Raw genomic sequence first — 25,127 nt, 5'->3', positions numbered from 1 at the left:
TCAGGCTAACCGGGTCATGTCCACGGTCACCTCGATGGCGGTCGCCGCGCCACCGGAGTAGATGCCCTTCAGCGGAGACACATCGGCATAGTCGCGCCCGGTCGCGACTATCACGTGACGATGACCGATCAGGATGTCGTTGGTCGGGTCGAAGCCCCACCAGTCGCCCGTCCAGGTCTCCACCCACGCATGGCTCTCCCCGACGACCGTCTCGCCCACTGCGGCGTCCGGCTTGGTGTGCAGGTAGCCGGACACGTACCGAGCCGGTACGCCGACCGCTCGCAGCATGGCGAGGGTGAGGTGCGCGTAGTCCTGGCAGACGCCCTCACCGGCCTCCCAGGCGTCGATCGCGGACGAGTGCACTCCAGTGGTGCCGCGCTGGTACTTCAGCGTGTCGTGCACCCACTTGGACACTGCCAGCACGGTGTCCTGCGGCGTACGTCCTTTGCGCAAGGAGCGCGCGACGGCAGCCAGCTCGCGGTGCTTCGGGACGTAGTCGGTCCACTCCAGGTACTCGGCGTACTTGTCGACCGCCTCCGGCGACAGCACGTGAGCCCAGGTCGCGTCCACCGCGGGCAGTGATTGCTGGGTCGTCTCCACCACGGACGCCGCGACGACCTTCAGCTCGGTGTGTGGCACGTGCAGATCGAAGGACGTGACCTCCGTACCCCAGTAGTCCGTGTACTTGTACGAACGGGTCGGCGGGACGGTCTCCAGTCGCGCGACCATCAGGTTCTGTCGTCCATCGCTGCTGGGAGTGAGCCTGGCCTCGTTGTAGGACTGGGTAACAGCCGTTGCGTAGCGGTAGCCGGTGGTGTGGACGACTCGGAGACGCCAGTTCACAGGTTCACCCCCGCGTTGTTCCACTCGATCCACGGCACGGTGTGGAAGTACTGACGGGAGACTGCCTCGCCGACTTCGCGGACCGTGCTCTGCAACGCCTGCAGGCGACCGGTGAGGTCGTCGAGCAGCTCAGCCGGTCGCAGGAACTCCAGATCGCTGCGTGCCTTGCCCAGCAATCGCGCCGCCTCGGCTCCCGCGCCGATCCGGGCCGACGGGCCGTGGTCGAGCGCCTCGAGACAGGACTCCGCTTGGATGAGCGCGTGGAACGCGGACCGCGGGAACAGCCGGTCCAGCAACAGGAACTGCACAACCCTCGACGCATCCAGGGCACCGCGATAGGTCCGTAGGTACGTGTCGTGTGCGCCGGCAGAACGCAGTACGGTCACCCAGCCCGGTGACGTCGGCTTGTCACCGACGCGGGACATCAGCAGCCGGACGATCATGTCGACCCGCTCCATCGACCGGCCGAGCACCAGAAACCGCCAGCCGTCGTCCCGGCTCATGGTGGAGTCGGCTAGCCCGGCGAACATCGCCGCCCGGTTCTCCACGAAGGTAAAGAACTCGTGCGGCCCCACCCGCCGCGCAGCCCGCTGCCGCTCGGGTACGGCGTTCCACATGGCGTTGATGCACTCCCACAGCTCGCTGGACACCACCTCCCGCGCGACCCGGGTGTTCTCACGCGCACTGGTGATCGAGGACACGATCGAACCGGTCTCCGGGGACATCGCAACCAGTTCGGTCAGTCCCCACACGTCCAGCGGTGTACCGTCCGGCGGCGTGATACCGAGGACCGCCAACAGCCTGCGGCTCGCGTGATTGGCGTCCACGGTGGCGTCCTCGAGCAACTGGTGAACCGACACGTCGAGGATCCGCGCGGTGTCGTCCGCGCGTTCGACGTACCGGCCGATCCAGAACAGCGACTCGGCGTTGCGTGCGAGCATCGTCAGCACCTCCCCATCACTGTTGCTGCTGTTGGGCGACGTTGAGCTCCGGCCCGCGCTCCGGCGTGGACCCTTCCTCGGACCTCAGCCCGGTCGCGCCAAGCCCCGGTCCGCGCAGCTCCGCGTCCTCACTCAACGCCCTGGGCGCCAGCACCCAGGTGTCCTTGGACCCGCCGCCCTGGGACGAGTTGACGATCAGACTGCCCTCGGGAATCGCCACCCTGGTCAATCCACCCGGCAGGACGAACACGGACTCGCCGTCGTTGACCGCGAACGGCCGTAGGTCCACATGCCTCGGCTGCAGCCGCTCCCCGACCTTCGTAGGCACGGTCGACAGCTGTACGACGGGCTGCCCGATCCAACCCCGCGGATTGGCCTTGATCCGGCGTCGCTGCGCCTGGAGCTCCTTCGGCGAGGCATCCGGTCCGAAGACGATGCCGTAGCCACCAGAGCCCTCCACCGGCTTCGTCACCAGCTCGTCCAGCCGGTCCAGCACCTCCGTCTGCTCGGCCGGCAGCCAGCAGCGGTACGTATCGACGTTCGGCAGCAAGGGCGTTTCACCCAGGTAGTACTTCAGGATCTCCGGCAGGTAGGTGTAGACCAGCTTGTCGTCGCCCACGCCGTTGCCGATCGCATTGGCGATCACCACGTTGCCGGCTCGGGCCGCGTTCACCAGGCCGGCGACGCCGAGAACCGAATCCGGCTCGAACTGCACCGGGTCCAGGAACTCGTCGTCGATGCGCCGGTAGATCACGTCCACTCGCTGATCGCCCTCGGTGGTGCGCAGGTAGATCGTGTTGTTCCGGGCGAGCAGATCGCGTCCCTCGACCAGCTCCACACCCATCTGCCGCGCCAGCAGCGAGTGTTCGAAGTACGCCGAGTTGAAGACGCCAGGTGTGAGGACGACGACGTTCGGGTCGGTCACGCTGGCCGGTGCGGCAGCACGCAGCGCTCTGAGCAGATGTACGGCGTAGTCGCCGACCGCACGGACCCGATGCTTGGCGAACAGATCCGGGAACACCCGAGCCATCGTCCGGCGGTTCTCCATCACGTACGACACCCCGGACGGACTGCGCAGGTTGTCCTCCAGCACGCGGAAGTCACCCTGCTCGTCGCGGACCACGTCGATGCCGGCCACATGGACGCGCACACCGTTCGGCGGGGCGATGCCGGCCGCCTGCCGGTGGAAGTGCTCGCACGAGGTGATCAGCCGCCGCGGCAGGACGCCATCCGCCACGATGCGCTGCTCACCGTAGATGTCCGCCAGGAACGCCTCCAGCGCTCGCACTCGTTGCACGATGCCGCGCTCCAGCCGGGACCACTCCGACGCCGTGATCACCCGCGGCACCAGGTCCAGCGGGAACGGCCGCTCCTCCCCGGACAGGCTGAACGTGATGCCCTGATCCACCAGAGCGCGGTCCAGCGCTTCGGACCGGGCGGTCAGGTCGGCCGGGCGCAGTGGCTGGAGTGAATCGTGCAGCCGCGTGTATGCGCCGCGGACGCCCTCGACCGGGTCGAACATCTCGTCGTACGCGTCCGCATGCGGACGGCGCGGGTCGAGGTACCCGTCGAACAACTGTCGGCCGGCGGGGCGGGAAGATTCGCGGCTCATCTGCGCATCTTCACCCAGGAACGGCGCGCTCGCACCCGGAACGTGTCGGCGTTAGCACGCACGTAACATTGCCGGCATCCAACTCGATCACAACCCACTCGATCACGTGGAGGGCCTGATGTCCGAACGTCTGTCGGCCGGTGACACCGCACCCGACTTCACCCTTCCCGATGCCGATGGCAACGAGGTGGCACTGAAGGACCTGCGTGGGAAGAACGTGATCGTGTACTTCTACCCGGCCGCGATGACCCCGGGCTGCACCAAGCAGGCCTGCGACTTCCGGGACTCGCTGGACTCGCTCCAGGCCTCCGGGTACGCCGTCCTCGGCATCTCACCGGACAAGCCGGCGAAGCTGGCCAAGTTCCGCGAGCGTGACGGTGTGACGTTCCCGTTGCTGAGTGACCCGGACAAGGACGTGCTGACGGCGTACGGCGCCTTCGGCGAGAAGACCATGTACGGGAAGAAGGTCACCGGAGTGATCCGGTCCACCTTCGTCGTCGACCCCGAGGGCAAGATCTCGCTGGCCCAGTACAACGTCAAGGCGACCGGGCATGTCGCGAAGCTCCGGCGCGATCTCGGGCTGTGAACACCTCGCCCGGTTGGTGAAAAGTCAACGTTGTCAGGACGTTCCGCGGAGGGAAACCTTCGACCGTTTCATGGGGGTGGTCCATGGGACGGTCGTTTGAGCAAACTGGTTGTGTGATTTGGATCACACCCAGATCTCACCGGTCCGCAGCCGCGGCGCTACGGTCGGTGAGTTTTTCAGCGTTCCTGTGAAAGAGCGGTACTGGCGGGACCGTCGGCGTCCATCGAGGGGTGGGTCACGAATCGTGCAGACCTTCGCCGCGACCTGCCGAAACCGGGTAATCTGCGCGCGCAGTCAGCCTCTGGGAGGGAGGGACCTGCCGCGATGGGAAAACATTCCTCTGCGGTGACACGAAGTAACCCCAGCAACAACCGCCGGACGGTGTACATCACCGCTGTCGGCCTGCTGGTGCTGTCGCTGGGTGCCGTGTTCGTGGTCCGGTCTTTCGGATCCGAGTCGGGCGCCGACGGCTTCCTCGGCAACAACAAGTCGTGTGACGAGCCGGCGCAGATCCAGCTGACCACCACCCCGGAGATGCAGGGCGCGCTCGAGACGGCGGCCAAGTCACTCGCGGGCAAGGGCGGCAAGGACGGCACTCCGTGTCTGCAGTTCACCATCAGCGCGAGGTCCTCGGCGCAGGTCGCCCAGGACGTCGCCAGCGGCAGCGACAACCGGCCCGACCTCTGGGTCCCGGACTCCTCGCTGTGGGTCGCCCAGGCCGATGACGGCGACACCGTCCCGACCATCGCCGTACCGTCCATCGCGACGTCGCCGATGGTGCTGGTCGGGCCGCGGTCGAGCTTCGCCGACACCTCCTCGTGGCTGCGCACGCTGGCAGACCCGAACGAGCCGGCGTTGCAGGACCCGCTGAGCAGCTCTTCCGGCGCGCTGGCACTGCTGGCGATCCAGGCCGAACGGGCGAAGAAGTCGTGGTCCGACACTCAGGTGTCCGACGTGATCGTGCCGATGGCCCAACGCCTCGGTTCGTCGACCAAGGCGAGCCCAAGCCTCGACACCCTGTTCAGCCGCGCAGCCCAGTCGGGCGCCCAGTCCGTCGTCCCCGCGTCGGAGCAGGCCTTCGTGAAGTACCAGGAAGCGCATCCGGACGCACAGTTGCGGGCGATCGTGCCTGCCACTGGCACTCTCTACCTGGACTATCCGATCGTGGTCACGGCGAAGGCCGAGTCCGATCAGGCGACGACGGCCGCCAACGCGCTGGCCGGAGAGATGCTCTCCGACAGCTATGCGCAAGCACGGTCCGACGCCGGGTTCCGCGACATCTCGATGAGCGCGCTGAGCGGCGGCCGCGGCGTCGGTGACGGCATCAGCCAGCTGGCCAAGCCGACCAATGAGGCGATCGACAAGTCGCTCCTGAACTGGACGCGCCTGTCGCTGTCGACCCACTCGCTCGCGGTGATCGACATCTCCGGCTCGATGGCGGACAAGGTCGGCACCAAGACGCGGATGCAACTGACCATCGAGGCGACCACCGCCGGTCTCTCGCTCTTCCCACCGAGCGCGAAGCTGGGACTGTGGACGTTCTCGACCGGCATCGGCCCGAACGGCGTCGGCAACCACCGGGAGCTGGTGCCGATCGCGGCGCTGTCACCCAACCAGCGCGCCAAGATCACCAACAACCTGAAGGTCCAGAAGCCGACGCCGAACGGCGGCACCAGCCTGTACGAGACCGCCATCGCGGCGGTGAACCTGGTCTCGCGGACGTACGACCCCACCGCGGTGAACTCGGTCCTCCTCTTCACCGACGGCAAGAACGACGACAAGAACGGCCCGACGCTCCCCGCTACGATCAAGTTGCTCAAGAGCCTGAACGACCAGTCCCGCCCGGTTCGCATCATCGCCCTCGGCATGGGCCCCGATGTGAACCCGGACGAGCTCCGGCAGCTCGCCCAGGCGACCGGTGGTCAGGCCTACGTGGCCCGCGACCCTGCGGACCTGCGTAAGGACTTCATCAACGCCCTGCAGAACCGCTGACGCTCTGATCGCGACTGCTCCCCTTAGGATGTGTCTGTCCTCAGGGGAGCAGTCCTCTTTGCCACAGTGGTGGAACGGCAGACACGCCGGCTTTAGGTGCCGGTGCCTTCGGGTGTGCGGGTTCGAATCCCGCCTGTGGCACCCAACTCAGCTGAGCGTCTTCAGGTACGCCACACCCCGCGGCGTCAGCTCGTAGCCGACCTCGAGGCTGTAGGTCAGCCCAAGGTTCTTGAGCTTGCGGACGTCGAGCTTGAACGGCGCCGTCTCACGGCCCACCGACGCGGCGAGGTCGGCCGCCCGGGTCGAGGGCTGGGCCTGGATCAGCCGGAGCGTCTCGGCGGTCCAGGGTCCGTGGTGGCTGGACTTGTCGAAGCCGGCCAGCCGCGCGGTCAGGTCGTCCAGATCGTCCGCGGACAGGTCCACCTGGCTCGCAAGCTCCTCGCGCGGGTCCGGGCCCTCGACCAGGTGGAACTTGATCAGGAACGTCGGGAACGACTCCTCACCACGGAGGCGGCGGCGGACGTCCTTGGCGTTGCGACGGTCGGCCAGCGCGATCTCCGCGTCGGTGTCGGCGATCAGGTCGGGGTTGACCTGGCGGACGCTGTCGATCTCGATCCGGCCGGCGTTGGTGCGGTAGATCCGCCCCTCGACCACCCGGGCCTCGGCCCAGCGTCGGTAGGCGACCGTGATGGTCCCGTCCGCAACCCCGTCACGATCCGATCCGGCAAACAGCATGGCTAGACTCCCAACGCCTTCGCGACGATCGGGGCGAGGGCTCGTAGCGCCTTGCCCCGGTGACTGATCGCGTCCTTCTCCTGGATCGACAGCTCCGCGGTGGTGCGGTCGTACCCTTCCGCGCGGAACAGGACGTCGTACCCGAACCCGCCGGTGCCGCGTAGCTCGCGGATCACCGACCCGCGCATCTCGCCGAGCACGAGCTCGTCCGGACCATCGGGCCGGACAAAGGCAACGGCCGCGACGAACGACGCACCGCGGCGCTCGTCCGGTACGTCCTCGAGCTGGCCGAGCAGCAGCAGGTTGTTGGCGTGGTTGTCCTTCAACGGCCCGGACCAGCGCGCCGAGAGCACGCCGGGCATCCCGTTCAGTGCGTCGACACAGATCCCGCTGTCGTCGGCGATCGACGGCAGCCCGGTCGCGGCGAGCGCCGCGTGCGCCTTCAGCAGCGCGTTCCCCTCGAACGTCGGCTCGGTCTCGGCCGGCTCGGGGTACGGCGGCACGTCGCCCAGCCCGAGCACCTCGATCCCCGGCACGATCGGAGTCAGGATCCGGCGCAGCTCCTCGAGCTTCTTCTGGTTGTTCGAGGCCAGGAGGACCCTGGTCATGGGGCCTCCCGGCCTGGACTGAGGAACGGAGGGAGCGAAGCGACTGGAGAGACGAGGGAAGGCCGGGAGTCAAAGCCCCATGACCCCCGAGCCGGAGGCGAGGCATTCAACACAGTCACGCCAGCGCCTCCTGTTGCAGCTTTGCGAGCTCCGCGCATCCGGACATACCGAGCTCGAGCAGGCTGTCCAGCTCGTTGCGGTCGAACGGCGCGCCCTCGGCCGTGCCCTGCACCTCGATGAACTTGCCGTCGCCGGTGATGACCAGGTTCATGTCCGTCTCGGCCCGGACGTCCTCCTCGTAGCAGAGGTCGAGCATCGGGGCGCCGTCGATGATCCCGACCGACACCGCGGCGACCGAACCGGTCAGCGGCTCGCTCTTCAGCAGCTTCCGCTCGCGCAGGAACGTCACCGCGTCGACGAGCGCGACGTACGCGCCGGTGATCGCCGCGGTCCGCGTCCCGCCGTCGGCCTGCAGTACGTCGCAGTCGAGCAGGATCGTGTTCTCACCCAGGGCCTTGTAGTCGATCACGGCTCGCAGCGACCGCCCGATCAGCCGGGAGATCTCGTGCGTCCGGCCGCCGATCTTGCCCTTGACCGACTCCCGGTCCGACCGCGTGTTCGTGGCGCGCGGCAGCATCGCGTACTCGGCGCTCACCCAGCCGAGCCCGGATCCCTTGCGCCAGCGCGGGACCCCCTCGGTCACACTCGCCGCGCAGAGCACCCGGGTCCGTCCGAACTCGACCAGCACCGAGCCCTCGGCGTGGTCGAGCCAGTTCCTGGTCAGCTTCACGGGCCTCAGCTGATCTGCCGTACGTCCATCAATGCGCGCCATGGATCAGACCCTATGCCTCCAGGCGCTGGACCTCCGAACCGGAAGGCGGAAGGGCGAGTGGGGCCACCGGCGACGGCCTGAACTGGGTGACTGCCATTCTGGCCGCCCATGGCAGCAGGTCGTGGGCACGGCGGCCCAGCCACGGGACGCCCTCCTTGACCAGCCACAGCGCGTCCGCCCACTTGCTCGGCGGCTTGTACGCGCAGTCCAGGTCCGGCGGTACGTCGATGCGCAGGCCACGCCGGGAGAGTTCGTCGGCGAACGCCCGGGCCAGTCTGCGGTGACCGCGTTCACCGGGGTGCAGCCGGTCGATGCTCCAGAAGTCCCGGCGGTACACCTCGGGGTAGTTCGCCATGTCCAGCCGGACCCCGCCGAACTTGGCGTACAGGTCGTCGTACGCGAGGTTGACTTGTTCGATCCGGTTCCACAGCGGCCGCCGCAGCCACTTCGGGAGGCCGAACACCTGCCCGTGGTCGTGGAATCGGACGGTGAGCAGGAGCGCACCCCGCCCGGTCAGTTCCTCCGCGCACTGCTCCAACTGCTCGCGGATGCGGCCGGCGTCGAAGGTGGAGCGCAGAGTGTCGTTCACCCCGACGATCAGCGAGGCGATGTCGATCGGGCCCGCGGACAGCGCCTCGGGCAGTTGCTCGGTCGCCACCAGCGGCACAGTGGCCCCGCTGGTCGCGAAATTGGAGAACGTCACACGGTGCGAACTGGCCAGGGAGTCGGCAAGCAGCGAGGCCCAGCCTCGCCACCCCTCGCCCGGGCGCGCGCCGGCACCGGAAAGGTCGGTCGTACTGCTGCCGTTCATCGGGTCCCCGACACCCACGGTGGTCGAGTCGCCCAGTGCCACGTAGTGAAGGCTCACATTCCGCCATGGTGAGCGCACGGAGCGAGTTCCCGGTGAGACCGAGGTTGCCGTCATGTCAACACCAACCGAGCATTCGGCACCGGATCGCGGGGAATACTCCCCTTGAGCGGCGGAACTGCTCGGAGTTAGGGTCTTACAAACAACTATGTGCAGGAGTTGCTAGCTGATGAGTGATCTTCGGTTTGGTCTGGTGGGACTCGGCGCCCGGAGCCAGATCGGGCAGTACGCGCACAAGCCCGGCGAAGGATCCGCGATCGTGGCGGTGTGCGACCCGGTCGCCGGCCAGCGGGACCTGGCCCTCGAGCGCTACCCCGACGCGACCGCGTCCGCCGACCACACCGAGTTGCTCGACCAGAAGCTCGACGGGGTGTTCCTGACCACGCCGGACGACCTGCACGAGCAACCGGCCATCGACTTCCTCGAGGCCGGCGTCCCGGTCTTCGTGGAGAAGCCGCTGGCGATCACGACCGACGGATGTGATCGCGTCCTGCAGGCGGCGTACGAGTCCGGCGCACGGCTGTACGTCGGGCACAACATGCGGCACATGCCGGTCGTCCTGACGATGCGGCAGCTGATCCAGGACGGCGCGATCGGCGACGTGAAGGCGATCTGGTGCCGGCACTTCGTCGGCCACGGCGGTGACTTCTACTTCAAGGACTGGCACGCGGATCGCAGCCGCAGCACCGGACTGCTGTTGCAGAAGGGTGCCCACGACATCGATGTGATGCACTGGCTGGCCGGCGGCTACACGACCCGGGCCAACGCGATGGGCGCTCTCACCCTGTACGGCGGCATCGAGGACAGGCTCGATCGCACCGGGCAACGCTTCCGCGACTTCGTGTCCGAGGACAACTGGCCGCCGCTGGAGCAGACGGGCCTCGCGCCGGTCATGGACGTCGAGGACCTCTCGATGGCGAATCTCCTGCTGGACAACGGGGTTTTCCTGACCTACGAGCAGTGCCACTACACGCCGGACTACTGGCGCAACTATACGGTGATCGGCACGCACGGCCGCCTGGAGAACTTCGGCGACACGGCCGGCGGAGTGGTGAAGGTCTGGAACAGCCGCCGGTCCGGATACCGCGAGGACGCCGATCTGGTCGTCGAGATCTCGGGCGAGACCGATCACCACGGTGGCGCCGACCCGCACTTGGTTGCCGAGTTCATCCGCTTCGTCCGCGACGGCGGCGCCACCCTCACCTCCCCCATCGCCGCCCGCGCCGCGGTGGCCGCCGGCTACGCGGCCACGATGTCGCTGAGGTCCAACGGGACCCCGATGGACATCCCGCCCCTGGCCCCAGAACTCGTCGCCTATTTCGACAACGGCCAGGTGCTAGCATCGTCCTCGTGACCTGGTACGCCGCTATGCGAATGCTGAGCCCTCGACTCGGAGGTCTCTAGCGGCGTAGGCGCATGTGCTTGCAGCGAGAGGCCCCCTGTGTCGGGGGCCTCTTTCTTTTCCCCTTCAGCTGCACACATTCAGGAGCCTTCGCATGTACCCGATCACCTACGTCACCGACTGTTTCGACGCCAACGCCCGGGCCAGACTGAGCACCCGGATCGGCGCATTGTTCGGTCAGTCGCCGACCATCGTCGCGGCCGACGGGCCCGATCCGGAGTCGTTCGCCGCACTCACGCTGCTCGACTGCCTGCTCTCCACGCAGTCCCTCGGCACGGCCGGCCATCCCACCATCACCCTGCTCAACATCGCACCCCGCGACGGCGTCTGGCCGAACGGCGTCCCGTTCTGCTACTTCACCTATGGGCAGCACCTGGTCGCGTCGACGTTCAACGCCCGCGCCTTGTCCTTGGTACGGCGGGAGCTCGGCATCGACTCCGTCCACGTCACGGACATCCGCTCGGTGCTGGAAGCGGCCCGCGGCTGGGCCGACTTCAGTACGACGGAACTCGACAAGATCGTGGACACCCAGTTCCGCAGCCTCTGGTACCTGCCGCTGCTGGCCAAGTGGGTCACCGATGGACACGCAGTCCCGTCGACGGCAACCGCCGTACCTGAGCTTCCCGAGGACGAACCGATCGTCACTGTCATCGACAACTTCGGCAACTGCAAACTCGACCGCCGCCTCGACCTCACCCCCGGCCAGACCCTGACTGTTGCCCGACGCAACGACAACACCCTCGTCGACGTCACCTGCTACCCACACCTGACCGCCGTACCACGCGACACTCCCGGCATCATCCCCGGCAGCTCCGGGACAGGCTTCACCGAACTGGTCATCCGCGGCGCCTCCGCGGCCACCCACTTCGGCCTGCAGCCCGGCGACACCCTGGCGGAGGCGGTCGCAGCGCGAGTGGCTTAGGCGACCTGGGATGCGGGGGCGGCCCAGGTGTTGCAGGCTCCGGGGCGCTTCATTGCGACGGCCCGGCTGATCCAGTAGCGCTGGGCTGCGACACTGCCGTGGTTCGGGATGCGGATGGTCCGCCAGCTCCAGTCACCCAGCATCTGTGCGGTGATCGGGTAGCTGCGCTTGTTCGCCATCAGAAACACGTGCCCGAGACACGATGCCTGTAGCTCCAATCGCCGCGTCAGTTGGTCCTTCGCGGCTTGATTCGGCGCCGCGGCGTACAGGTGCTGGTAGGCGGGCATGATCCCGGTGAGCTCCTGGACGTGATGCCCGTACTCGTGCGGCAGCACATGCGTGGCCCACCACTGCGCCCCGATGTATCCGTAGTTCCCGTTGGTCTGGATGATCTCGTCGCCGCTGAGGTAGATCGTCTGGTCCGCCGGGCAGTAGAACGACACGAGCGGGCTGCTCAGGCCGCAAGGACTGTCGGTCGACGACCACCAGACGTACTGACGCGGCGCTCGGAACTTGTACCCGGCTGCCGCGACCGTGGCCGGCCAGCCGCGGTTCAGGCACTGCTCGAGACTGCGGTAGAACGCGCTGACCGCGGCGGACGTGGTCGGCTTCGCCTTGGGTTCATGGCATCCCGTCGACTTCATCGTCCCGACCGAGTACAGCTTGTTCTTCGTCAGTACGACGGTGTCGCTCGGTCCGGACTGGGTCTTCGATGGGATCACCACCGGCTTGGGCACGGTGCGGGTCGGCTGGACTATCCCGCCGGCCGGCACGCTCGGCGCGATGTGCGGAGGTGGCGGACTCGACGTGTGTTCGAGTCCGCAGGACGCCAACATCCCTGCGGCGAGCAGCACGGCGACGACAACCCTCGGCTTGCGCGACATCAGTCTCCCTCTCGGCCGCCGTACGGACCCCCGCCGTACGTGCGACGAACCATAGGACTGCGCGAGGGCCAGTTCAGTTCCGGGCTGTTGCGATGCCGGCCAGGACGTGGGTGACTACGCGGCTTCTGTGCCTAGGACCGCATTCCTGAGGACTGCTCGTAGGGTGGCCGGGCGCTCGCGCCATGGGGAGTGGCCGGCGGCTTCGATCAGGTGGAAGGTGTGGGTCGGGACATGGTCGGCCAGGTCCCGGACGAACGACGCCGGCCGCGGGTCTCCCTCGCCGTGGATGAAGGCGACCGGCGCTGTCACCGTCGCCGCGAGCTCAGCCAGGTAGTCCGCCGGCCACGCCTTCGTCTCGCCGCTCAGCGCCCGGTTGGCGGCCCAGTTGATCGGCAGGTCGACGGACGCCTCAGCGTGCGCCCACTCCATCGCCTTCGACCGGTCCGCATGGCTGGTGAACCAACTCAGCGTCCGGAACTCGATCTCCTCGTCCGGGGTCCGCGGCCGACGCGTGCCCAGTTCCTCCAGCCGATCCCGCTGCTCCGGCGTCATCCGGCGTTCGGTTTCGGCCTCGCACGGCGTATGCCAGTCGCCGATCCCGACTCCGCCCAGGTAAACCACACCGGCGGTGTGCTCGGGGTAGGTCGCCGCGTAGAGCAGCGCGAGCGTCGCGCCGAACGAGTGACCGAGGACGATGATCCGCTCATGACCCCAGAACTCGCGGAGTTCGTCGATGTCCCGCACGGTCAGCGCCATCGCCTGCTCGTCGGACGGTCCGGACCGGCCGCAACCGCGCTGGTCGAAGCGATGGACGACGGTCAGGTCGTCAAGCATCTCCGCGAGTACGGCGTAGTCGTCCCAGAGGCCTGGTCCGCCGTGGATCACCACGACCGGTGGCGCGGTCGACGCCGTACCGGTGGTTGCGGACCACAACCGAACGCCGTCAGATGTCGAAAACTGCATGCGGGGTCGCGATCTCGACGGGTCCGGGGTAGGTGCGACGAGCGTTCTCGGCTTGGGTCTCACGGTCGTACCAGGGCGGGACATGCGTGATGACGAGCCGTTTCGCACCTGCCTTCTTGGCGTGTTCACCCGCCTCGGCCGGGGTCAGGTGGAGGTCGATCGGGTTGTGCGGATCGTTGTCCGGCAAAGCCGCCTCGGACAGCAGCAGGTCGGCGCCGCGGGCAATCTCCACGAGCGCGTCGTTCGGGCCGGTGTCGCCGGTGTAAACGAGCGATTTGTTGCCGTGTTCAACCCGGATGGCGAACGCCGGAACCGGGTGCACCATCGGCGAGGTCCGGACGGTGAAGGGGCCGATGGTCTGAACTTCCTGCCAGCTCTGGAACTCCAGCTCCTCCTCCATCCCGGGATCGTCGGGCAGGTCGTAGGCCAAGGCCATCCGGTGTGCCATCCCGGCCGGACCGTACACAGGGATGCGCGGGATCGGTGCCCCCGGCGCGTATTTGGCCGCGACGTACAGCCCGGTCAGGTCCATGCAATGGTCCGGATGCAAGTGGGACAGGCCGATCGCGCCGATCTCCGGTACGGCGAGATAGCGCTGGAGCGAGCCGAATGCGCCGCTGCCGAGGTCGAGGACCAGGTGGAAACCCTCGGCGGTGACCAGATAGCTCGAGGCGGCCGAGTCCGGCCCGGGGACGGACCCGGAGCAGCCGATCACGGTGAGCTTCATACCTGAAACCCTACCGGCGGGTTGCGGAGTTCGCAGGCACGCCGGTCGCGTCGATCCGGTTGCCAGGCAGCGATCCCGGCCAAAGCCGATGCCCTCGACAACCTCTGGGCGACTGCTGGGTGCGACTCAGGTCACACCCTTCAGCGGATCCAGGCGAACTGGTCTACCGAGGACAGAACCGGCCCGAGGAACCGCGAGCCGATGGCGGCGAACTCGTCGGGGCTGCCGGTGGTGACGAAGCGGTGCCGCGGCTCCGGCAGGTTGTCCGAGCGCAGCAGTCCGGTCTTCGTGAGTACGCCGTACACGTCCTTGGCGCACTCCTCCGCACTGCTCACCAGGCTGACGTTGTCACCCATCACGTACGAAATCACGCCGGTGAGGAGCGGGTAGTGCGTACAACCGAGGATGAGCGTGTCGACGCCGGCCTCGACCAGCGGATCGAGGTACTCGTGCGCGGCCTCGAGCAGCTCCGGACCGGACGTCACGCCACGCTCGACGAAGTCGACGAACTCCGGACACGCGCGGGTGAACAGCTCCACCTGCGGGGCGGCCGCGAATCCGTCCTCGTAAGCAAGCGACTGAGCGGTCGCCTTGGTGCAGATCACGCCGACCCGCTGGTTCCGCGTCGCGGCGACGGCTCGGCGGGCGGCCGGGAGAATCACTTCCACCACGGGGACGTCGTACCGCTCGCGCGCATCCCGCAGCATCGCGGCACTGGCCGAGTTACACGCGATCACGAGCATCTTCACGCCGGCCTCGACCAGGTGGTCGAGGCACTCCAGCGCGTACTCGCGAACTTCGGCGATCGGCTTGGGCCCGTACGGCTGCCGAGCGGTGTCCCCCAGATACAGGATCGGCTCGTGCGGCAACTGATCGAGCACCGCCCGGGCGACCGTAAGCCCCCCGAACCCCGAATCAAAGATCCCCACCGGCGCGTCAGTCACTCCCCGAGTTTATTCACCCCTACAACTCCCATTTCGCCTGGGTGCGCCAGAGGGCGAGCACGTCCACATCCCCGATCAGGTACAGACCGCTCGCGGACTTGCGGTTCCACAAGGTCAGATAGACGTCACTTGGCGGCCCGACCAACAGAAGATCCGGCCGAAGATCCAAGCCCAGCACCGAGGTCGTGTAGTCGATGAGTTCGGCGATTCCGTCGTACGCGAAGTCTGCGTCGTACGGCGTGATCTCCGCGCCCGTAGCGAGCTGGACGTCAGCGCGGTGGATAGCGGTCTCGTGGACGTCTCGCCGGGCCCAGAACAGCAACGGCGACGGGGCCGGCAGGAAGCTGAAGTACGGCGCCTGCGGATTCGCGGCCTGGAAGGCGTCCGCGAGTTCGGCCCGGATCTCCAGGTACCAGACAACCAGATCGGTCCCTTCTGGTGGTGGTGCGAACCAGCTCTGCTTGTCTGCTTCGGTGGGCGGATGGGGATTCTGGGTGCGCAGGTAATCGGTGACACCCCTCGCCAAGCCACCGACATGCCTGAGCAACTCCCCGACCGTCCACCCTGGACAAGTCGGTACGGCGGCGTCCAGCCCGGCAGCCAGAGCAGCCTCGGCCAACCGGTTCGACTCCAGCTGGGCTGTCGCCAGATACTCCGCCAGGCTCAGCTCGCGTTTCGGAGTGGGGTCCGGTCGGGCACCGCCGGTCAATGCTCGGTAGTGGCCCATCAGCCCATGTCTCCCAGACAGGGATGCAGCTTTGGACGTGGTTTTGTGGCGGCCTCTAGTTGGCGGAGGACGCCGAGGTCGTCGCGGGCGGCCCAGTGCTCGGCGATCAGGCCGTCCTGCAGGCGGAACTGATGGAAGTGCCGCCAGACGATCGGTGTCCCGATCGGCTCGACGCCGTTCAGGAACGGGAGGCAGGAACCACGGTGGGTGCCGACGAGATCGGCCCTGACCATCACGAGATCGCCCTCGCCCACCACGAAGACATTGCGCCACCGCCAGTCCGGAAAGGAGATCCCGATCCAGCTGTAGATCTCTTTCCACCAAGCGATTCCGGTGTTCCCGCTGACGTGGTCGACCGTGTCGGCGGTGAAGATCGCGTCGAACCGGTCGAAGTCCCGGTCGTTGCCGGCGGCAATCCAGGTCCGTGCGACTGCTTTGTTCTGCTGCATGGTGTTCCCCCGATAGCGTCGTTCGTCGTCTCTCCGAGGATCGGCCCGATCGCACCGGCCGGCCACCGACAAAGGCACCGACAAACGCACCGACAAATGTCTGCCGTGGGGACTACGATGCCCGCGTGGCGGCTGGCTCTTTCGGTGATCTGCTCCGGCGGTTGCGTGAGCGGGCCGGTCTAACCCAGGAGGAGCTGGCGGAGCGAGCCCAGCTGAGTGTCGACGCGATCGGCCTGCTCGAACGTGGTGAGCGGCAACGACCCCAACGCCGTACGTTGGCGGTCCTCGCGGACGCGCTCGCTCTCGATCCGGCGGATCGCGAGCAGTTGGAGGCGGCGCGCCGTCCTGGTCCACAGCTAGTGCGGCCGGCGGAGGCACTGCGGGTTCCGATTCCGGCGGGTCCGTTGCTTGGCCGCGACACCGAGCTTGCCGACGCGGCCGGAATCCTCGCCGACCCGACCACCCGCCTGTTGACCCTGACGGGCCCAGGTGGGGTCGGGAAGACCAGGCTCGCGATCGCTATTACGGCTGCCCTCACCGACGTCGTGTTCGTCCCGTTGGCGGACCTGCGGACGCCGGACGCGGTGGCTTCGCAGATCCTCCGTTCGCTCGGTCTCAAGGAACGCCCCGGGACGTCAGCGGCCGACCGCGTTACGGCCGCCCTGCGGACTACCGAGACCCTGCTGTTCGTCGACAACTTCGAGCATCTCCCGGAGGCCGCCGGGTTGGTCGCAGACCTGCTCGCGACCTGTCCGGGGCTGCGTGTGCTCGTGACGAGCCGGACCGCGCTGCGACTCGGCGCGGAGCGGATCCTGCCGATCCAGCCGTTCGCAGTACCGGATTCGTTGGGGGCCGATGCGGCCGATCTCCCAGTCGTCCGGATCTTCGCCCGTCGCGCCGAGTCCGCCGTACCGGGGTTCGTGCTGACGCCCGAGCAGGTCGAGCCGGTGGCAGCGATCTGCCGACGCGTCGACGGGCTGCCGCTCGCGATCGAGCTGGCCGCGCCCTGGTTGCGGGTGCTGAGTCCGGCGGCGCTCCTGGCCCAGTTGGCCGATCTCGAGCTCCTCACCGGCGGCGCGCACGACCTTCCCGAGCGGCATCGGACCCTGCGCGACACCCTGGCCTGGAGCGGCCGGCTGCTGACCGCGCGGCAACGCGAGATCCTGGCCGCCCTTTCGGTGTTCACCGGCGGCTTCACCACCGAGGCCGCTCTCACGGTGACCGGCGCCGCCCTGGCGGACTTCGCGGCGCTGATCGACGGCAGCCTGGTGTCGCCCGAGCCGGAGCGGTTCCGCCTGCTGGAGACGGTCCGGCAGTACGCCGCCGAGCAGCTCGATCCGGCCGACCGGGTCGACTACGCGTCGCAGCACGCGGAGTACTTCCTGGAATTCGCCGGCCGGGCCGAGCTGGTCGGTCCGGCCGAAAACGCTTGGAAACAACGGCTTGCAGCCGACGACGCCAACCTTCGCGCGGCTGTGCAGCACACCCTGGCGAGCGGTGACGTCGAGCGCTCGGTCCAGTTCGCCCGCCACCTGTGGCGGTACTGGACCTGGACCGGCCAGATCACCGAGGCCGACACCTGGCTGACGCGGGTGCTCGACCTCCTCGACGCGGACGTGCCCCCGCTCGTACGGGCCGAAGTACTGCTGTGGAGCGCCACCGTCGCCCGGCTGCTGGGCCAGTACGACCGCTCCGAACGGCTCACCCACGCGTGCCTGGCGTTGCGACCGGAGATCGGACCCGCCAACACACTCGTCGCGGCCGAGCACAACCTCGGCATCGTCTGCTACGAACTCGGCCGGTACGACGAAGCCGCCGAGTACTACCGGTCGACCGTCGACAACGCGCGCCGAACCAACAGCGGATACGGACTGCCGTTCGGCCTGGTCAGCCTCGGCAACGCGCAGCGACACCTGGGACTGACCGACACCGCGCGAGCGTCGTACCTGGAGAGCGCCGAACTGTTCGGCCGGATCGGTCACGACCGGGGTATCGCCGAGGCCCTGCTCGGCCTAGGTCATCTCGCCGCGGACGAGGGCCGACTGGACGACGCCTACGAGAAGTTCACCGAGGCCGCCGCGCTGACCGCCGGGCAGCGCGACCCGCTGACCGCGGATTGCCTGGAGGCGATGGCGCGGTACTACGACGCTGCGGGCGAGACCGGGCAGGCCGCCGAGGCCAATGCGGCGGCGCGGATCCTGCGGGACGAGATCGGCGCGGTCTCCCGCTGACCCGTAACCAGACCCGGATTCGGGTCGTTCTGAAGACACCCCTGTCTCTTCTCACGAAACGACACGCCGAACTTGTCTGCATCTTTACGTTATCCAGTTGTCAATCCACGTGATCCACGCCACTCTGGTGCGATGTTCGTTCGACCGCCCTTTGTGATGCCATGAGCCTGGCGCACCAGATCGCGGTGGTGCTGAGCGCCGCCGCCGCACCGAATCCGCAACCCGATCACGTCACGGCCGCCGGACCGGCCGCGTCCCAGGCTGCCGACAGCAACAGCACCGCCGCCGACATCGCCGGAGCCCTCGGGCCGACGGGGATGCTGCTGGTGCTCGCGATGGCGGTGTTCGCGTTCTACGTCGTCTCGTTGTCGCTGCACCCCAACGCCAAATGCGCCCGCTGCAAGGGCGCAGGCCGGCACTACGGCGGCGTCTTCAGCTACGCCCAACGCCCCTGCAGCAGCTGCAAGGGCCGCGGCGTCCACCCCCGCCTGGGCCGCAGATTCCTCTTCAAATCTGGGAATTAAGCCCAGAGTTGGCCTTCGAGGCGGTCTTCGGCTTCGTCGATGGTGCCTTCGTAGGCGCCGGTGGAGAGGTACTTCCAGCCGCCGTCGGCGACCACGAAGGCGATGTCGGCCTTCTCGCCGGCCTGGTGGCACTTGGCCGCCTGGCCGAGCGCCGCGTGCAGGATCGCGCCGGAGGAGATGCCGGCGAAGATGCCTTCGTTGTCGAGCAGTTCGCGCACCCGTCGGACGGCGTCTCGCGGGCCGACCGAGAACCGCGCGTCGATGAGTGTCTCGTCGTACAACTCGGGGACGAAGCCCTCGTCGAGGTTGCGCAGTCCGTAGACGAGCTCGCCGTACCGGGGTTCGGCGGCGACGATGCGGACCTCGGGCTTGTGCTCGCGGAAGAACCGGCCGGCGCCCATCAGCGTCCCGGTCGTGCCGAGACCGGCGACGAAGTGGGTGACGGACGGGAGGTCGTCGAGGATCTCGCGGGCGGTGCCGTCGTAGTGGGCGGCGGCGTTCGACGGGTTGCCGTACTGGTACAGCATCACCCAGTCGGGGTGATCGGCCGCGACCTGCTTGGCGACCCGGACCGCCTCGTTCGACCCACCGGCGGCCGGGGACGAGATGATCTCGGCGCCCCACATCCGCAGGATCTGGCGGCGCTCCGCGGAGGTGTTCTCCGGCATCACGCAAACCATCCGGTACCCGCGCAGCTTGGCCGCCATCGCGAGGGAGATGCCGGTGTTGCCGGAGGTCGGCTCGAGGATCGTGTTGCCGGGACGGAGCCGGCCGTCCTTCTCGGCGTCCAGCAGCATCCGGAGCGCGGCCCGGTCCTTGATCGAGCCGGTCGGGTTGTGGTCCTCGAGCTTGGCCCAGAGCCGGACATCGCCCGACGGGGACAACTTCGGCAGACCGACCAGCGGTGTACCGCCGACCGAGTCGAGCAGGTTGTCGAAACGCACGATCAGCCGCCGGCGACGGCCGGGAGTACGACGACCACGTCGCCGTCCTTGACGCTGGTCTTCAGGCCGCCGGTGAACCGGACGTCCTCGTCGTTCACGTACACGTTGACGAACCGGCGCAGCTCCTCCGGCTCACCCTCGACAATGCGTTCCTTCAGGCCCGGGTTGGCGCCGTCCACGTTGTCGATGAACTCGGCCAGGGTCGCGCCGTCCCCGCTGACCGCCTTCTCACCCTTGGTGTAGGTGCGCAGAATCGTCGGGACGCGCAGCTCGATCGCCATATCTCAGTTCTCTCCTTCGGTCTCTTCATAGGAACCAACCACGCGTACTTCTTCTTCCACGACCTCGCCGTCGATGATCCGGTACGAGCGGAACTCGACCGGACCGTCGTACGCTGCGGAGTCCGCGCCGTCCCGGGTCGACACCAGCACGTAGTGCGCGCCGGGCTCCTGGGCGAGCTTGATGTCGGTGCGCGACGGATACGCCTCGGTGGCGGTGTGCGAGTGGTAGATCACCACCGGCTCCTCGTCGTTCGCGTCCATCTCCTTGTAGAGCCGGAGCAGATCACCCGAGTCGAACTCGTAGAACGTCGGCGACATCGCCGCATTGAGCATCGGCACGAGCCGCGTACCCCGATCTGACCCCACGGCGCCCGCCACCACCCCACAGGCCTCATCAGGATGGTCCTTACGCGCGTGCCCCACGATCGCGTCGTACGTCCCCTGCTCGATAACCAACACACACCCACGGTAGTTGTCCCGGCCGACCAACCCCGACGACCGCACCCCGTGTCCGGATGCTGGACGGGTCGGTTACCAGCGGTTGTGGATTTGGGGGCGGATGAGGTCGTCGTAGGTTTGGCGGACGGCTGCTAGCTGGTCGTCGGTGAGTGGGGCGAGCGTGCCGGCGGTGAGGTTGGCGGCGGCCTGGGCCGGGTTGCGGGCGCCGGGGATGACGACGGTCACGCCTGGCTGGTCGAGGATCCAGCGGAGGGCGAACTGGGCCATGGTGACGCCGGCCGGGAGCCACGGCATCAGGCGGCGGACGGCTTCGAGGCCGGTGGTGAAGTCGACCCCGGAGAACGTCTCGCCGACGTCGAACGCCTCGCCGTGCCGGTTGTACGTCCGGTGGTCGTCGGCCGAGAACGTCGTGTGCTCGTCGTACTTGCCCGAGAGCAGACCACTCGCCAGCGGCACCCGCGCGATGATCCCGACGCCCGCCTTCTGCGCCGCGGGCAGCACCTCGTCGAGAGGCTTGAGGCGGAAGGCATTCAGGATGATCTGCACCGACGCGACGTTCGGGCGCGCGATCGCGGTGAGCGCCTCGGCGCAGGTCTCCACACTCACGCCGTACGCCGAAATCCGCTGCTCGTCGACGAGTGTGTCCAACGCGTCGAACACGGCATCCGTCGAGTACACCGCCGTCGGCGGACAGTGCAACTGGACCAGGTCGATCGTGTCCACGCCAAGGTTCTGCCGGGACCGATCGTTCCAGGCCCGGAAGTTCTCCAGCGTGTAGTTCCCCGGAACCTGCTCAACCCGGCGCCCCATCTTGGTCGCCACCGTGAGCCCGTCGTACTCCCCGAACACCCGCCCAACCAGCCGCTCACTCCGCCCATCCCCATACACATCCGCGGTGTCGATGAACGTCACCCCACCCTCGACCGCCGCCCGCAGCACAGCAAGCGCGTCACTCTCGTCCACCTCGCCCCAGTCAGCGCCCAACTGCCAGGCCCCCAGCCCAACCACGCCGACATCCCGCCCAGTACGACCCAACCTCCGCGTCTCCATAACCCTCACCCTAGGCCAGCACCCCGAGCGAACCGGAGGCGTTCTCTGCGCGTGCCGGGGGTGGTTCAGCGCATGTTGTGGAGGAGGGCTGATTGGAGGTAGCCGAGCCAGTCGTAGAGGTCGTAGGTGAGGCGGCGGGGGTCTTCGTCGGGGAGTTTTTCCCAGGTGCCGTAGTCGTCGTCCTCTTTGATGTCGAGGCGGGTGCCGATGGCCAAGCGGAGGTCGTTCAGGGCGCGGAGCCAGGAGAGTTGTTCGTCGGGCTCGAGGGCGATCTCGTCGGCGCCGGACTCCTCCAGGGCGGACAGGACACGCCTGGCGTCGGAGACCTTGCCTTCGCGCAGACCACGCTCGGTGAAGCGGCGGAACTCGCCCGACGCCATGTCGTCCTGCTTGTAGGCGTCCGGCAGCAAACGTTGCAGTACGACGTCCTCCGGCGGCGAGGTCGGCCCGTCGCTGTCGCCCATCAGGGCGGCGAGGGGGTCGGAGGATTCGGTGGCGCGCGGCGGCAGGCCGTCGTACAGGAGCTCGACGAGGTTGCGGAGCAGGTTCGCCAGGATGTCGGCCTCGTGCTCGGCGAAACTGACGATCACGGTCTTGCGGCGCTTGCGGAACCGGGTCACGACTTCTCGCAGGTGGCCCACAGGCCGTAGGTGTGCATCGCCTCGACGTCGCGTTCCATCGACTCGCGGTTGCCGTTCGAGACGGCCGACTTGCCCTCTTGGTGCACTTGCATCATCAGCTTCTCCGCCTTCTGCTTGGAGTAGCCGAAGTAGGTCTGGAACACGAACGTGACGTAGTCCATCAGGTTGACCGGGTCGTTCCAGACGATCGTCACCCATGGTGGGCTCAGCTTGATCGCCTCGTCGACCTCGGGGCTCTCGAGTTCGCTGGGTGCGGTGCTCACCGGTCCATTCTCTCCATCATCGGTTCGGGCTTCGCAATAGGCTGCCCTTGTGACTCACGCAGCGACGCCCTCGACCGCGCTCCTGACAGACCATTACGAGTTGACCATGCTGCAGGCCAGCCTGGCCGACGGCACGGCGCAGCGCCGCTCGGTCTTCGAGCTGTTCGCCCGCCGGTTGCCCGACGGCCGCCGGTACGGCGTGGTCGCCGGCGTCAACCGGCTCCTCGACGCGCTCGAGCGGTTCCGTTTCGACGAGCGGGCGATCGCCTTCCTGGCCGATCACGGCGTCGTCGACCAGGTTACCCGCGACTGGCTGGCCGACTACCGCTTCACCGGCGACATCTCCGGGTACGCCGACGGCGAGATCTTCTTCCCCGGCTCCCCGGTCCTGGTGGTGGAGTCGAGTTTCGCCGAGGCGGTGCTGCTGGAAACCGTATTCCTGTCCATCCTCAACCACGACTCCGCGGTGGCCTCGGCGGCCTCCCGGATGACGTGGTGGGCCGGCGGACGGCCCTGTATCGAAATGGGCTCCCGCCGTACGCACGAAGAGGCCGCGGTCGCGAGCGCGCTGGCGGCGTACATCGCGGGCTTCGCCACCACCTCCAACCTGGAGGCGGCCAGCCGGCACGGCATCCCCAGCGCCGGGACGGCGGCGCACTCGTTCACCCTGTTGCACGACACCGAGCGCGAGGCGTTCACGTCCCAGGTCGACGCGCTCGGCAAGGGCACGACCCTCCTCGTCGACACGTACGACGTCGCCGAGGCCGTCCGCACCGCCCTCGAGATCACCGGCCCCGAGCTCGGCGCGGTCCGGATCGACTCCGGCGACCTGCCGTCACTCGCCGGTCAGGTCCGTGAGCAACTCGATGCCCTCGGCGCCACCAAGACCCGGATCATCGTGACCAGCGACCTGGACGAGTTCCAGATCGCCGCGCTCGCACCGGCACCGGTCGACGGGTACGGCGTGGGCACGTCACTCGTCACCGGGAGCGGCTACCCGACCTGCGGGTTCGTGTACAAGCTGGTCGCCCGCGAGGACGCGAACGGCAACCTGGTCCCGGTCGCGAAGAAGAGCCCGGACAAGATCTCCATCGGCGGACGGAAGTGGGCGCTGCGTCGCCGCTCGCCGGCCGGGGTCGCGGAGGTCGAGCTGATCGGGGTCGGCGAGCAGCCGGTCGACGACGGCGACGACCGCCTGCTGCTGAAGTCGCTGGTCGAGGGCGGAAAGATCGTCGGCCGTACGACGCCCGCCGAATCGCAAGCGCATCACCAGAGGGTCCGCGACGAGCTCCCCCGCTACGCCAGCCAGTTGAGCCGCGGCGAACCAGCCATCCCGACCGAGTACATCGGCGACTACGACGGCCGCAACCCGTTCCTCCCGCGGAGCCACACCTGACCTCCTCTGGAAGACCTACCTGGGTAGGAAGGTGTCCAGGTACGGATTCCTGAACTTGCCCTCCGGGTCGTACCGAGCCGCGAGCTCGATGAACTCCGGCACCTTCGGGTACCGCGCCCGCAACGTCGCTGCGTCGGCCGCGAAGACCTTCCCCCAATGCGGCCGGACCTCCAGCGGATCCAGCGCCTCCTCAAGCGCAGCGACGACGGGCCGTACGACGCTCTCGTCCTGCACCCAGGTGAAGTGCAGCGCAACCGTGTCACGCCCCTGACTCGGACTCAACCACAGCTCGTCCGCGGCAATCGTTCGTACCTCCGACACCTGGATCACCGGCGCAAATTGCTTGCCCATGGCCCGTAAGATCTCGAACGCCTCGGCCGCCCGTTCGCGCGGCACGAAGTACTCGGACTGCAGCTCATCGCCATTACTGGGGGTGAACTCGAGCCGGAAATGCGGTAGCCGCTCGTTCCACGGCCCGGGCACACCAGCCTGCTGGGTCGCGTAATCCGCCGGCATCGCCTTGATCGGATGACGGGGGCCATCGGCAACAGTTGCCCCGAGCCACGTCGGCGCGATCGGCTCGTGCCCCCGCTGCTTGCGCCACACCATCACCTCCGGATCAACCCAGTCGGTGAACGCGCTGACGCTGTACGCACTCCCCATCACCTCGGCGAAGTCCGACTCGAGTCGCTCGACCGGCAGCCCGTCGTACACCACCTGACTGACCTGGTACGACGGTTGCACGTCAAGCGTCAGGCTGACAGCCACGCCGAGCGCCCCCAGCGCGATCACGGACCCGGCGAAGTCCGCGTCGTCCCGGGTCAGCGTCACCAACGAGCCGCCGGCGTCGACAAAGGTGATCGCGTTCACCGCGTCGGCCAGTGGCCCGTTCGTATCCCCGGACCCGTGCGTCCCGGTCGAACACGCGCCCGCGACCGAGATGTGCGGCAGCGAACCCAGGTTGTGCAGTGCGAGTCCCCGTTGTTGGAGCGCTGCCGTGATCTCGCCGTACCGCATCCCGGCCGGCACCGTCACGCCACGCTCGCCGAACTCGACCACCGACGGCAGGTCCGCCACGCTCACCAGCACGCCGCTGCTGTCCGCGATCCGATTGAACGAATGGCCGGTGCCGAGCACTCGAACCTTCTCCGACTGCCCGACCAACTCCTGCAGCTCTTCGACCGATCGCGGCCGCCGGAGCTCGCTCGCGAAGCTGATGTTGCCCGCCCAGTTCGTCAGTCCACCGGTCATGCCGATCAGCGTCGCACACGCCGCGCGGACCCGAGTCCCTCGGTTCCACCTG

The 25,127-nt window shown here is 67.9% G+C and carries 27 protein-coding genes and 1 tRNA gene; 8 read left to right on the top strand and 20 right to left on the bottom strand.

Annotated elements, in window-relative coordinates; genetic code table 11:
- The 3 genes from ACWF4Z_RS04675 to ACWF4Z_RS04665 are packed head-to-tail and all read right to left on the bottom strand — an operon-like array spanning position 1 to position 3,396.
- Positions 1 to 843: a transglutaminase family protein gene (locus ACWF4Z_RS04675; protein ID WP_452241564.1), complete on the bottom strand. Its 843-nt coding sequence runs from the start codon at positions 841 to 843 to the stop codon at positions 1 to 3.
- On the bottom strand, positions 840 to 1,784 hold the full coding sequence (locus tag ACWF4Z_RS04670; RefSeq protein WP_452241563.1) for an alpha-E domain-containing protein: 945 nt from the start codon (positions 1,782 to 1,784) through the stop codon (positions 840 to 842). Before ACWF4Z_RS04670 ends, ACWF4Z_RS04675 begins: the two co-directional genes overlap by 4 nt.
- 16 nt (positions 1,785 to 1,800) lie before the next feature.
- Entirely contained in the window at positions 1,801 to 3,396 is a 1,596-nt protein-coding gene (locus tag ACWF4Z_RS04665) for a circularly permuted type 2 ATP-grasp protein (RefSeq protein ID WP_452241562.1), read from the bottom strand.
- Positions 3,397 to 3,514: 118 nt separating this feature from the next.
- On the opposite strand from ACWF4Z_RS04665, the gene bcp reads away from it, so the two are divergent.
- The 3 genes from bcp (at position 3,515) to ACWF4Z_RS04650 (ending at position 6,115) form a co-directional block, all read left to right on the top strand.
- Positions 3,515 to 3,982, top strand: a complete 468-nt coding sequence (gene bcp / locus ACWF4Z_RS04660; RefSeq protein ID WP_452241561.1) for a thioredoxin-dependent thiol peroxidase — start codon at positions 3,515 to 3,517, stop codon at positions 3,980 to 3,982.
- 345 nt (positions 3,983 to 4,327) lie between these two features.
- The gene (locus ACWF4Z_RS04655) at positions 4,328 to 5,974 is read left to right on the top strand and encodes a substrate-binding domain-containing protein (RefSeq protein WP_452241560.1); all 1,647 of its coding nucleotides are present in this window, start codon (positions 4,328 to 4,330) and stop codon (positions 5,972 to 5,974) included.
- A gap of 60 nt (positions 5,975 to 6,034) precedes the next feature.
- Positions 6,035 to 6,115 (top strand) — tRNA-Leu (locus ACWF4Z_RS04650).
- Between the two features lie 6 nt (positions 6,116 to 6,121).
- Here ACWF4Z_RS04650 and ACWF4Z_RS04645 read toward each other — a convergent pair.
- The 4 genes from ACWF4Z_RS04645 to ACWF4Z_RS04630 form a co-directional block, all read right to left on the bottom strand.
- Complete coding sequence (locus ACWF4Z_RS04645; RefSeq protein WP_452241559.1) at positions 6,122 to 6,709, bottom strand: hypothetical protein; 588 nt, start codon at positions 6,707 to 6,709, stop codon at positions 6,122 to 6,124.
- 2 nt (positions 6,710 to 6,711) lie between these two features.
- Complete coding sequence (gene rdgB, locus ACWF4Z_RS04640; RefSeq protein ID WP_452241558.1) at positions 6,712 to 7,317, bottom strand: RdgB/HAM1 family non-canonical purine NTP pyrophosphatase; 606 nt, start codon at positions 7,315 to 7,317, stop codon at positions 6,712 to 6,714.
- Positions 7,318 to 7,432: 115 nt separating this feature from the next.
- Positions 7,433 to 8,149 (bottom strand): ribonuclease PH, encoded by a 717-nt coding sequence (rph, locus tag ACWF4Z_RS04635; RefSeq protein WP_452241557.1) that lies wholly within the window; start codon positions 8,147 to 8,149, stop codon positions 7,433 to 7,435.
- Between the two features lie 10 nt (positions 8,150 to 8,159).
- Positions 8,160 to 9,017: an SGNH/GDSL hydrolase family protein gene (locus ACWF4Z_RS04630; RefSeq protein WP_452241556.1), complete on the bottom strand. Its 858-nt coding sequence runs from the start codon at positions 9,015 to 9,017 to the stop codon at positions 8,160 to 8,162.
- Between the two features lie 169 nt (positions 9,018 to 9,186).
- Between ACWF4Z_RS04630 and ACWF4Z_RS04625 the strand changes: the two genes are divergently transcribed.
- The gene (locus ACWF4Z_RS04625) at positions 9,187 to 10,371 is read left to right on the top strand and encodes a Gfo/Idh/MocA family protein (RefSeq protein ID WP_452241555.1); all 1,185 of its coding nucleotides are present in this window, start codon (positions 9,187 to 9,189) and stop codon (positions 10,369 to 10,371) included.
- A gap of 142 nt (positions 10,372 to 10,513) precedes the next feature.
- A complete protein-coding gene (locus ACWF4Z_RS04620) occupies positions 10,514 to 11,341 on the top strand; it encodes a hypothetical protein (RefSeq protein ID WP_452241554.1) in 828 nt (275 codons plus the stop codon).
- Here ACWF4Z_RS04620 and ACWF4Z_RS04615 read toward each other — a convergent pair.
- From ACWF4Z_RS04615 to ACWF4Z_RS04590, 6 genes are all read right to left on the bottom strand, one after another.
- Entirely contained in the window at positions 11,338 to 12,225 is an 888-nt protein-coding gene (locus tag ACWF4Z_RS04615) for a neutral zinc metallopeptidase (protein WP_452241553.1), read from the bottom strand. The genes ACWF4Z_RS04620 and ACWF4Z_RS04615 overlap by 4 nt on opposite strands.
- Positions 12,226 to 12,339: 114 nt before the next feature.
- Complete coding sequence (locus ACWF4Z_RS04610; RefSeq protein ID WP_452241552.1) at positions 12,340 to 13,188, bottom strand: alpha/beta fold hydrolase; 849 nt, start codon at positions 13,186 to 13,188, stop codon at positions 12,340 to 12,342.
- Positions 13,169 to 13,915: an MBL fold metallo-hydrolase gene (locus ACWF4Z_RS04605; RefSeq protein ID WP_452241551.1), complete on the bottom strand. Its 747-nt coding sequence runs from the start codon at positions 13,913 to 13,915 to the stop codon at positions 13,169 to 13,171. The genes ACWF4Z_RS04610 and ACWF4Z_RS04605 overlap by 20 nt, the downstream gene beginning before the upstream one ends.
- Before the next feature lie 140 nt (positions 13,916 to 14,055).
- Complete coding sequence (gene murI / locus ACWF4Z_RS04600) at positions 14,056 to 14,859, bottom strand: glutamate racemase (protein WP_452241550.1); 804 nt, start codon at positions 14,857 to 14,859, stop codon at positions 14,056 to 14,058.
- Positions 14,860 to 14,878: 19 nt separating this feature from the next.
- Complete coding sequence (locus tag ACWF4Z_RS04595) at positions 14,879 to 15,586, bottom strand: maleylpyruvate isomerase family mycothiol-dependent enzyme (RefSeq protein WP_452241549.1); 708 nt, start codon at positions 15,584 to 15,586, stop codon at positions 14,879 to 14,881.
- Complete coding sequence (locus tag ACWF4Z_RS04590) at positions 15,586 to 16,035, bottom strand: ester cyclase (RefSeq protein ID WP_452241548.1); 450 nt, start codon at positions 16,033 to 16,035, stop codon at positions 15,586 to 15,588. The genes ACWF4Z_RS04595 and ACWF4Z_RS04590 overlap by 1 nt, the downstream gene beginning before the upstream one ends.
- Positions 16,036 to 16,160: 125 nt before the next feature.
- Here ACWF4Z_RS04590 and ACWF4Z_RS04585 point away from each other — a divergent pair, with 125 nt between their 5' ends.
- Together ACWF4Z_RS04585 and ACWF4Z_RS04580 are read left to right on the top strand one after the other, a co-directional pair.
- Entirely contained in the window at positions 16,161 to 18,266 is a 2,106-nt protein-coding gene (locus tag ACWF4Z_RS04585; RefSeq protein WP_452241547.1) for an ATP-binding protein, read from the top strand.
- A 161-nt stretch (positions 18,267 to 18,427) separates the two neighbouring features.
- Positions 18,428 to 18,790 (top strand): hypothetical protein, encoded by a 363-nt coding sequence (locus ACWF4Z_RS04580; protein ID WP_452241546.1) that lies wholly within the window; start codon positions 18,428 to 18,430, stop codon positions 18,788 to 18,790.
- Here ACWF4Z_RS04580 and ACWF4Z_RS04575 read toward each other — a convergent pair.
- From ACWF4Z_RS04575 to clpS, 6 genes are all read right to left on the bottom strand, one after another.
- A complete protein-coding gene (locus tag ACWF4Z_RS04575) occupies positions 18,787 to 19,734 on the bottom strand; it encodes a PLP-dependent cysteine synthase family protein (protein WP_452241545.1) in 948 nt (315 codons plus the stop codon). The two genes, ACWF4Z_RS04580 and ACWF4Z_RS04575, sit on opposite strands and share 4 nt — an antisense overlap.
- A gap of 2 nt (positions 19,735 to 19,736) precedes the next feature.
- Positions 19,737 to 20,015: a MoaD/ThiS family protein gene (locus tag ACWF4Z_RS04570; RefSeq protein WP_452241544.1), complete on the bottom strand. Its 279-nt coding sequence runs from the start codon at positions 20,013 to 20,015 to the stop codon at positions 19,737 to 19,739.
- A gap of 3 nt (positions 20,016 to 20,018) precedes the next feature.
- A complete protein-coding gene (locus ACWF4Z_RS04565; protein ID WP_452241543.1) occupies positions 20,019 to 20,474 on the bottom strand; it encodes a Mov34/MPN/PAD-1 family protein in 456 nt (151 codons plus the stop codon).
- A 72-nt stretch (positions 20,475 to 20,546) separates the two neighbouring features.
- On the bottom strand, positions 20,547 to 21,524 hold the full coding sequence (locus tag ACWF4Z_RS04560; RefSeq protein ID WP_452241542.1) for an aldo/keto reductase: 978 nt from the start codon (positions 21,522 to 21,524) through the stop codon (positions 20,547 to 20,549).
- 65 nt (positions 21,525 to 21,589) lie between these two features.
- Positions 21,590 to 22,144 (bottom strand): DUF2017 domain-containing protein, encoded by a 555-nt coding sequence (locus tag ACWF4Z_RS04555; RefSeq protein ID WP_452241541.1) that lies wholly within the window; start codon positions 22,142 to 22,144, stop codon positions 21,590 to 21,592.
- Entirely contained in the window at positions 22,141 to 22,428 is a 288-nt protein-coding gene (gene clpS, locus ACWF4Z_RS04550; RefSeq protein ID WP_452241540.1) for an ATP-dependent Clp protease adapter ClpS, read from the bottom strand. Before clpS ends, ACWF4Z_RS04555 begins: the two co-directional genes overlap by 4 nt.
- 106 nt (positions 22,429 to 22,534) lie before the next feature.
- Between clpS and ACWF4Z_RS04545 the strand changes: the two genes are divergently transcribed.
- Positions 22,535 to 23,824 carry a nicotinate phosphoribosyltransferase gene (locus tag ACWF4Z_RS04545; RefSeq protein WP_452241934.1) on the top strand — a complete coding sequence of 430 codons (1,290 nt, stop codon included), beginning with the start codon at positions 22,535 to 22,537 and terminating at the stop codon, positions 23,822 to 23,824.
- A 15-nt stretch (positions 23,825 to 23,839) separates the two neighbouring features.
- Here the strand turns inward: ACWF4Z_RS04545 and ACWF4Z_RS04540 are convergent, their stop codons facing one another.
- Positions 23,840 to 25,075: a D-arabinono-1,4-lactone oxidase gene (locus ACWF4Z_RS04540; RefSeq protein WP_452241539.1), complete on the bottom strand. Its 1,236-nt coding sequence runs from the start codon at positions 25,073 to 25,075 to the stop codon at positions 23,840 to 23,842.
- Between the last annotated feature and the right edge of the window lie 52 nt (positions 25,076 to 25,127).

It is taken from the genome of Kribbella sp. NPDC055071 (genome assembly GCF_053608045.1).
Note: the sequence above shows the minus strand (reverse complement) of the source record. Positions and strands in the feature narration are given on the sequence as shown.